Consider the following 8,746-nt stretch of genomic DNA (forward strand, 5'->3'; position numbering starts at 1 on the left):
TAGAGCAGTACTCCGAATTACGCCACGGGGAAAACAGCCTCCCCGCGCCTCCATTCTGCGTCCTGCTCAGTCAAAACTACTCGCTCCGCTCGGTCATAAAAAGACCCTTTTTATGACATCTGCTCTAGGGTGGTGGCACGGTGACGGCGGCCCTCACACGCCCAGTGCCCGATTTGTTCAGTCTAGTTCACACTTTGTCTTATGGCAGAACCATCACAGTCGTTCATTGATAAACGAGTTGGATAAACGAGTTGAGCAGTGGGGGGTGCCCAGCAGCGACCCGCAACCTTCTTCTGAGGGCTGCGGGCCAGAGTAGCGTGGGTTAGTTCAGATCAGCCTTCCAGATCAGCCTTCGGTGGGTGGGCGTATGGCCGGTGGTGTTCCCACAAGCCACAAGCCGCCCTCCTCACTGACCGATCTTGGCGCGCACGGCCAGTTCCTGCGCGGCGGCAGCGGCGCCCTGGGCGTCCTTGCTCGACACGAACTGGTCGATCACGGCGCCAAAGGCGCTGGTAAAGCTCTCCGGCGCCACCGCGCCGTGGACCATGCTGCCCACGATGGTGCTGCGGCGCCAGTCACGGGCCGCCGACTGCGAGTAGGTGTTGTACTTGCTCACGTCGCTGTCGATGCGGGCGGCAATCGAGCCTTTGAGGGGGTTGAAGGTGTCCTGGCCCTGCTTGCTGCCCAGCACCTTGAGCCAGTTGATGGCCTCGGCGCGGTCTTTGACGCCCTTGGGCAGACCGAAGCTGTCGGCCAGCATCACGAAGGTGCCGTTGGTGCCGGGTGAGGGGCTAAAACCAAAACCCGTGCCGGGGGTGAGCTTCTTGGTGGTGGTGTAGTAGCCTGCCGCCCAGTCGCCCATGATGTTGAACGCGGCACTTCCGTCGACGATGCGGTCAGACGCCTGCTGCCAGCTCAGGCCGGAAGCGTCGGTGTTGGCGCAGTCGAGCACCTTGCCGTAGGTGGTGAAGGCCGAGACCACACGCGGGTCGGTGAACTTCATCTTGCCCGACCACAGGTTGTTCCAGCCGCTCGGTCCCAGGCTGCCGATCATCACGCTCTCCCACAGGTGCTGCTGGGTCCAGTTTTCGCCCATCACCAGCGGGGAGGCCAGGCCTTTGCCCTTGAGGGTCGCGCAGGTGCTCAGAAACTGGCCCCAGGTCTTGGGCGGCGTCACGCCCCATTCCTTGAGCTTGGCCGGGTTGTACCACATCACGTTGCTGCGGTGAACGTTGACCGGCACGCTCCAGATCTGGCCTTTGGTCGAGATCAGTCGCAGCACCGACTGCGGGAAAATCTTGTCCCAGCCTTCGGACTTAAACAGCCCGGACAGGTCTTCCATGCGGCCTGCGACCACCCAGGTACCGATCAGTTCCTGACCTGCGTGGGCCTGGAAGCTGTCGGGGGGCGTGCCGCCGAGCATGCGGGTTTTGAGCACGGCCTTGGCGTTGGTGCCCGCGCCGCCCGAAACGGTGGCGTTGTCGACCGCCACGCTGGGGTACTTGGCCGAGTAGAGCTTGACCAGCGCGTCGAGGGCCGGGGCTTCGTCGCCCGACCACCACGAAAAGATTTCGAGTTTTCCGGCGCCCAGCGCACTGGAGGCGGTACTGAGGGCGAGGGCGATCAGGGCGATTTTCGTGACGTTCTTGTTCATGAGACTCCTTTACAGCGGTGGTTGTGCATCGGTGGCGGTGTGGCCAGAATGGAGGTCTGGAGCGAGAGGTGCATCTGGCGGCTGAGTATCTGGTGGCTGGGTGTCTGGCGGCTGAGTATCTGGCGGCTGACCGAGAACTGGTTTCTGGGCGGATGCTGAACGCTGAGAGTGGCGACCCGCCTGCGCACGTTCGGGCGGTGCGCGGCTCTCAGCCTTCAGTGACTGATGGCCCGCCGAGTGCTGCGCGACCTGGCACAACCTGAGCAGCCCGGCGGGGGTCAGCAGCTCGCCCAGCAGCATGGCGCCCACGCCCAGCACGCCCACGTCGCCGCCGAGCGCCGAGAGATCGATGGACACGCCCTGAAAATTGATGTTCAGGGTCCGTGAGCGGGCGCTGGCCCACACCGCCTGGAGCAGCGGCTCACCGGCCTGCGCCAGCCGCCCGCCCAGCACCACCGCGCCGGGGTTGAACAGGTTGAGCGCCGTGGACAGCGCCACGCCCAGGTGGTGCCCGACTTCCTGCCAGACGCCTTTGGCCAGCGGGTCAGCCGGAGAGTCCAGCAGATCATTCAGGTTCAGCGGCTCAGGCAGCGCACTGGGCGCTCCGGCGGCGCGGCGCGCTCTGGCCAGCGACACGGGCGCCTGACCGGCCACGTAGCTTTCCAGGGCGCCGGGGTTGCCGCTGCGTCCGGGCGGTCCCTGTTCATTGATCGAGCTGTGACCGATCTCGCCTGCGCCGCCGCGTGCGCCCCGGTAGAGCTGACCGCCGACCATCACGCCCGCGCCGATGCCGGTGCCCAGCTTGAGGTACAGCAGGTCGCGCACGCCCCGGTGCGCCCCGAAGCGGTACTCGGCCAGCGCTCCGAGGTTGGCGTCGTTCTCGGCCAGCGTCGGAATGCCCAGCAGCGCACTCAGGTCGGCGGCGATATCGGTGCCGTTCCAGCCGGGCATATTGGGCGGCGTCACCACCTGGCCGCTCAGGCTGTCGACCGGCCCCGGCACCCCGGCGCCCGCCAGCACCACCTGGGAGCGCTTCACGCCAGTCTGGGCCAGCGCTGATACGCACAGCTCCTGAATGCGGGCGTAGGTCTGCGCCGGGCCGGTGCCGACATCATGTGAGGTCTGGAGGCTGACCAGCGAGGTGCAGCGCAGATCGAACAGGTCGAGGCGCACCTCGCTGGCGCCCAGGTCGATGGCCAGCAAAAAGGCGGCGCGGGCGTTCAGCGAAAGCAGGGTGGCGCGGCGTCCCAGCGGCAGCCGCACACCAGTTTGCGCTTGCCCGGTCTGCGCCTGTTCAGTCTGCACTGCGCCGCGCACGCCGCCTTCACGAATCAGCCCCGCCGCCAGCAGCTCGGCCACCAGCGACGACACCGCGCTGCGCGACAGGTGCAGCTCACGCGCCAGGTCCACCCGCGCCAGATCGCCCGTCCACAGCCGTTCGAGCAGTTGCAGCAGATGCCGACTGCGAATGGCGGCCAGATCGAAGGCGGCGTGCCCGAATGGCGGCTGCCCCGTCTGAGCCGAACTGAGCTGTGTAAACGTGATTCTGGACACGCCTGAAGACTCCTGTGCCCGACGCGGGGGACACCCATCAGATGACGACACGAGATGACAACAAGATGATTACGCAGTGAAGGTACGCCCTGAACGCTTTGTTTGTCAACCGAACGAATTAAGTCACGCGAGGGCAGCGCGAGCCGGTCCGACTCCGTTCCGGGTGACTTAAGGTAAAGATGCCTGCTGCCTATACTCATGATACTAACATACTCATGATACTAACACAGGCCGAGCGGCCCCGTTTCGGCGTTCTGCACAATGTTCAGCCGGGTCCACAAGCCCTGAGCCGAGTTGCACGGACCTCTCGCTCAGGGCCGGAAGCCGGGACATCTGAGCGCCACGCAGCGCGGCGTTTGCCCCACTTGGAGGGTCCAGCCCACACCGAATCAGCTTACGAACACGCCACTCTCCTGAAAGACCTCGCCGTCGAGGCTGATGCTGCCGCCGCCGCGCAGATCGCAGATCATGTCCCAGTGGACGGCGCTGTGGTTCAGGCCGCCGGTTTCCGGGTAGCTGCGCCCGGCGGCCAGGTGGACGGTGCCCAGAATCTTTTCGTCGTAGAGAATATTGCGGCTGGGCGTCTGGATTCCGGCGTTGCTGCCGATGCCGATCTCGCCCAGGAAGCGGGCGCCGGGGTCGGTGTTGAGCGCGGCCTGCAAGGTGTCGTCGCCCACCTCGGCGCGGGCCTGCACGATGCGGCCCCGCTCGAATCTGAGCGTGATGCCCTCCACGCTTTGTCCCAGATATTCGCTGGGCAAGCCGAAATAGATCGTGCCCTCCGCGCTGTCCTCGATCGGCGACACGAACACCTCGCCCGACGGCATGTTGCGCTTGCCGTCGCTGTTGGCCCAGGTGCGGCCTTTTACACTCAGGCTCAGGTCGGTGCCGGGCGCCTGAATTCGGATGCTGTCGGCATACTGGAGGCGCGTAATCAGCCGCGCCTGCATGGAGCGCATCTCGCCCCAGGCAGCCACCGGGTCGGGGGTATCCAGAAACATCGCCCTGGAGACAAAATCGGCGTACTGCGCTTCGGTCATGCCCGCCGCCGCCGCGCCCTGGGGGGTGGGGAACTGGGTCAGCGCCCATTTTTTGGAGCTGCGAATGGCGCCCAGCGGCGCGGCGGCGCTCATGCGGCGGGCGGCCCGAACCGGATCGGCGCCCCTGGCGCTGGGCAGCCGGTGGGTCAGCAGCCGCACGCTGCCGTCGGTGCGCTCGGCGTCGAGGAGGTCGGCGGCGTGCAGGCCGTCCAGCACGGCGCCCGAAGCCAGGTTGATGAAGTCCTCGGCCTGACCGGGGTACTCCAGCCGCAGCGCGGGCAGGGCGCCCCGGCGCAGCAGGGCACGGTTGAGTTCTTCAAACAGCGGCAGCGTCTGGAGGTTACCGCTCACCGCGATGCGCTCGCCCGCCTGGGCGGAGATGCAGTATCCGGCCAGCAGCTCGGCGTGGGCGGCGGGGTCATAGGGCACGAGCGGGGCAGTCATGTACCCAGCCTAGCGCGTGGCACTCCGGGCACCCTGCGTTACACTCACGGTCATGACCGTCTCCCCAGCCCTCGACCCCCGCAACACCGCCCGGCTCACCATCAGTTGCCCCGACCGGCGCGGCATCGTGGCGGCGGTGTCGCAGTTTCTGAATCTGCACGGCGCCAATATCATCCACTCCGACCAGCATTCCACTGACCCACAGGGCGGCCAGTTCTTCATGCGGATGGAGTTCCATCTGGACGGCCTGGACCTGGCCCGCGAGGCGTTCGAGGCGGCCTTCGCAGAGGTGGCCCGCCCCTTCGAGATGAGCTGGAAGGTCTGGTACACCGCGCAGCCCAAACGCCTGGGCATCATGGTCAGCAAATATGACCACTGCTTTCTGGACCTGCTGGTGCGTCGCCGCCGGGGCGAGCTGGACATCGACCTGCCGCTGGTCATCAGCAACCACCCTGACCTGGAAGGCGACGCCCGGATGTTCGGCGTGCCGTTCAGGGTGGTGCCGGTGACCAAGGCCAACAAGCCCGCAGCCGAGGCCGAGCAGATTCGCCTGTTCAAAGAGGCGGGCGTGGACTTCATCGTGATGGCCCGCTACATGCAGATTCTGTCGGGTGATTTTCTGCGCGGCGTGGGCGTGCCGGTCATCAACATCCACCATTCGTTTCTGCCCGCCTTCATCGGTGCCAACCCCTACCGGGCGGCCTTCGAGCGCGGTGTGAAACTGGTCGGCGCCACCGCCCACTACGTCACCGAGGAACTCGATGCCGGGCCGATCATCGAGCAGGACGTGGCCCGCGTGACCCACCGCGAAACGCCCGAAACCCTGATGCGCCTGGGCCGCGACGTGGAGCGCCAGGTGCTCGCCCGCGCCGTGAAGGCGCATGTGGAAGACCGGGTGCTGGTGTCGGGGAACAAGACGGTGGTGTTTTAGGGAGAGTGGGAAGTGGGTTGTGGGAAGTGGGAACGGAGAAGGGCCTGTGTTGGTGTGACGGGCAACCCCGATTTGTCATCCTGAGCGAAGTAAAAAATCTCGCCCGCCAGGGCAGTTTGCCGTGTTCCTACCCGGACGCCTGACGTCTCACTTTCGACAACATCTAGCCCCACTCCCCACTTCCCACAACCCACTTCCTAATCCACCCGCAACTCGTCGCCGCCCGCTCCGGCGCGGTGGTCCACCATCGCCTGCGCCACCGCCTGTGGGCTGAGCGCTCCCTTGGGCACCTTGCCGACCTGGCTCCACAGGCCGGTGTCCACGGCGGGCGGCAGCACCAGCGTGAGCATCTTGCCCCGGTTTTCCAGGCGGGCGAGTTCGAGCAGCCGGGTCACGGCGGCCTTGCTGGCGGCGTACTGCGAAAATCCGCGTGCGCCGGTAAATTCTGGCCGGGCACCGATGACGTAGACCCGCCCGCCCGGCGCCAGCTTCGGCAGGCCGTACTTGAGGGTCCACAGCACGCCGAAATAATTGGCGTTCCAGACCTGGCGCACGTTCTCAGCCTGGGCCTCGGCCAGCGGCTGCGGATGAGCCGCGCCCGCCGCGTAGACGATGGTGTCCAGCGGCGCCTCGATGCCCGCGAACATCCGGCTGACCTGGCTCTCGAAGCCCACGTCTATCTTGATGGCGGCACTGTCCAGGCGAGCGGCGACCAGGGCGCCGAGTTTGGCCTCGTCGCGGCCAGCCAGATGCAGCGCTTCCGGTTGCCAGAGCTGGGTGAGGGCCGAACCGATACCGCCGGTGGCGCCGAGCATGAGCGTGGTCATGCGGGCAGCTCATCACGCCGCAAGCACCGTGACCGTAGCCATTGTTAAACACTGCCCTTCAGGTGGGCCGTTCAGGTGCCGGGCGTGGGCGCCTGGTCGATCTCGCCGGGCGGGGCGTCGCCCGGTTCTTTACTCTGCGGCTCCTCACTCTGCGGCTCCTCGCCGCGCAGCTCCTGGGTCACCGCCTCCTGGGTCTCGCCGATGCGCTGGCGGGCCGGATCCCTCCAGAACACCAGCAGGGCCAGGCCGCAGACGGCCAGCACGGAAGCTTGATGCTCCAGCGTCGAGAGCGGCGCGTAGACCAGCAGAATGACCGCCAGCGTGCCCAGGCTCATGGCCCAGACACTGCGGTCACGCAGGACACGCCCCAGACCGAGCTGCCCCAGGGCGTAGCGGGTCAGCAGCCGCAACGCCGCCAGATTCAAAAAGATCAGGCTCAGGGCCACGGCCACCACTTGCCGCTCGTGCTCGTCGGCCTTGGCGCCTGTAACGGCGATGCCGTGCCCCAGTCCGACCCCCAGCGCGGTGATCGCCAGATTCAGCGGCAGGTGGGCGTAGAGCCAGGCCAGCAGCGGCCCCACCTTGCCGTCGCGGTGGGCCAGCAGCACCGGCAACCCACGCGCCTCGTCGAAGTAGAGTTTGAACAGCGCCACCGTAATCAGCAGCGAGATCAGGGAGGGCAACTGGTCGAGCACCCGGAGCGGCTGCGCCCCGGCCCCGCCGATGATCTCGGTGATGACGGCGCCCAGCGAGATGATGGTCAGCAGCCCCACCCGCTCAGATAAGTGCTCAGGGTGCGGCATGGCGTGCGACTGGGCGCGGCGGTCACTCAGCGAGGCCAGCACGTCGAGGCCCAGCGCGGCGCCCCAGGCGAGCTGCTGGAGGCCCACCGGCAGCCAGGCCGAGGCCAGCCACACCAGGGCGCCCGGTGCAAACCGGCGCATCCGGTGCAGGGCCAGTTCCCGGTCGGAGACGCTGCGCTCGTCCGAGGGGTGATCGTCCAGATGCCTGGACTGGGCGAAGTACATGCCCACCAGGATCAGGCGGTTGGCACCGAACAGCAGGCCGAAAAATCCACCCACGTCGGCCAGGTCGCCCAGCACGCCCAGCGCCAGGCCACCCACGCTGACGAGCTGGATGGTGGTGCCCCAGCGGTAGGCCGCGCCCTCGTTGCCGTAGCGCCCGGCGAAGATGGTGTTGCCCACCCAGGCCCACCAGATCGCCACGAACATCAGCGTAAAAATCCCCACGCCGCGCAGCGAATCGTCCTTGGTCAGCCGCCGGGCCAACTGGTCCAGGGCGGTCACGAAGATCAGGTCGAAAAACAGTTCCAGCCAGCTTGCCCGCTGTTCCTTGATGGGCTCGGCGGCCCTGGGTATCTCAGCGGGTATCTCAGCGGGTTTCTCAGCGGGTTTCTCAGCGGGTATCTCAGCGGGTGTCTCAGGAGCGCGTGCGGTCATCCCTCACTGTGGGCCTGGCGCCTGGCCCGGCGGCTGTGCTGCGTCTCAAAGTGCCTTTACGCGGATGGTGTCGGTAAGGTTCACAAACCTGAACGTGCCGGTGCGTCTACTCTCTAGAGCAGATGTCATAAAAAGACCCTTTTTATGACCGAGCGGAGCGAGTAGTTTTGACTGAGCAAGGCGCAGAATGGAGGCGCGGGGAGGCTGTTTTCCCCGTGGCGTAATTCGGAGTACTGCTCTAGCGCAGGCGGCCCAGACTCTTGCGAATAAGCTGGTCCGCCGTCTGGGCCGGGTCCTGCGCCAGCAATTCCGAGACTGCCGCCCGCACCTGTGCGTCGCGGAAGCCCAGCGCCAGCAGCGCCTCTACCGCGTCCTGACCCGCCGTGCTGACGACCCTGCCGCGCACGCCGCCCACGCTGGGGGCGCTCAGATGCGGCGGCACCTTGCTCTGAAGTTCGAGCACCAGCCGCTCGGCGGTCCGCTTGCCCACGCCGGACACGCTGGACAGCAGCGCGGCGTCGCCTGTGGTCAGGCCCTGGGCCAGCGCCGAGGGCGGCATGGCCGAGAGCAGCGCCAGCCCTAATTTTGGCCCCACACCGCTGACGCTGGTGAGCAGGTCGAAGAGTTTCAGGCTGTCGGTGTCCATGAATCCGAATAAGGTCCAGGAGTCCTCGCGCACCACCAGGCGGGTGTGGAGTTCGGCCTGCATGTCGGGGCTGAGCTTGGCGAGGGTCGAGGCCGGGCACAGCACCTCGTAGCCCACGCCGCCCGCCATCAGAACGGCGCTCTGTTCGCGCACCTCGCGCACCAAGCCGGAGAGGAAAGCAATCATGAGG

The 8,746-nt window shown here is 66.5% G+C and carries 7 protein-coding genes; 1 reads left to right on the forward strand and 6 read right to left on the reverse strand.

The window, feature by feature from the left end; translation table 11 throughout:
* Positions 1–406: 406 nt before the first annotated feature.
* The 3 genes from Q0R23_RS08685 to Q0R23_RS08695 all read right to left on the reverse strand — a co-directional run bounded on the left by Q0R23_RS08685 (position 407) and on the right by Q0R23_RS08695 (position 4,692).
* Positions 407–1,654: an ABC transporter substrate-binding protein gene (locus tag Q0R23_RS08685; RefSeq protein WP_293912137.1), complete on the reverse strand. Its 1,248-nt coding sequence runs from the start codon at positions 1,652–1,654 to the stop codon at positions 407–409.
* Positions 1,655–1,663: 9 nt separating this feature from the next.
* A complete protein-coding gene (locus Q0R23_RS08690) occupies positions 1,664–3,208 on the reverse strand; it encodes an ROK family transcriptional regulator (protein WP_293912138.1) in 1,545 nt (514 codons plus the stop codon).
* Positions 3,209–3,597: 389 nt separating this feature from the next.
* Positions 3,598–4,692, reverse strand: a complete 1,095-nt coding sequence (locus tag Q0R23_RS08695; protein ID WP_293912139.1) for an aminopeptidase — start codon at positions 4,690–4,692, stop codon at positions 3,598–3,600.
* Positions 4,693–4,744: 52 nt separating this feature from the next.
* Here Q0R23_RS08695 and purU point away from each other — a divergent pair, with 52 nt between their 5' ends.
* Positions 4,745–5,623, forward strand: a complete 879-nt coding sequence (purU, locus tag Q0R23_RS08700; protein WP_293912140.1) for a formyltetrahydrofolate deformylase — start codon at positions 4,745–4,747, stop codon at positions 5,621–5,623.
* A 197-nt stretch (positions 5,624–5,820) separates the two neighbouring features.
* Here purU and Q0R23_RS08705 read toward each other — a convergent pair whose 3' ends face one another.
* From Q0R23_RS08705 to ruvA, 3 genes are all read right to left on the reverse strand, one after another.
* Complete coding sequence (locus tag Q0R23_RS08705; protein ID WP_293912141.1) at positions 5,821–6,450, reverse strand: SDR family NAD(P)-dependent oxidoreductase; 630 nt, start codon at positions 6,448–6,450, stop codon at positions 5,821–5,823.
* A 71-nt stretch (positions 6,451–6,521) separates the two neighbouring features.
* The gene (locus tag Q0R23_RS08710) at positions 6,522–7,910 is read right to left on the reverse strand and encodes a low temperature requirement protein A (RefSeq protein WP_293912142.1); all 1,389 of its coding nucleotides are present in this window, start codon (positions 7,908–7,910) and stop codon (positions 6,522–6,524) included.
* A gap of 238 nt (positions 7,911–8,148) precedes the next feature.
* A complete protein-coding gene (gene ruvA, locus Q0R23_RS08715) occupies positions 8,149–8,742 on the reverse strand; it encodes a Holliday junction branch migration protein RuvA (protein ID WP_293912143.1) in 594 nt (197 codons plus the stop codon).
* Between the last annotated feature and the right edge of the window lie 4 nt (positions 8,743–8,746).

Origin of the sequence: Deinococcus sp. (assembly GCF_025362455.1) — a bacterium.
In the GTDB taxonomy this organism is placed as follows: domain Bacteria; phylum Deinococcota; class Deinococci; order Deinococcales; family Deinococcaceae; genus Deinococcus.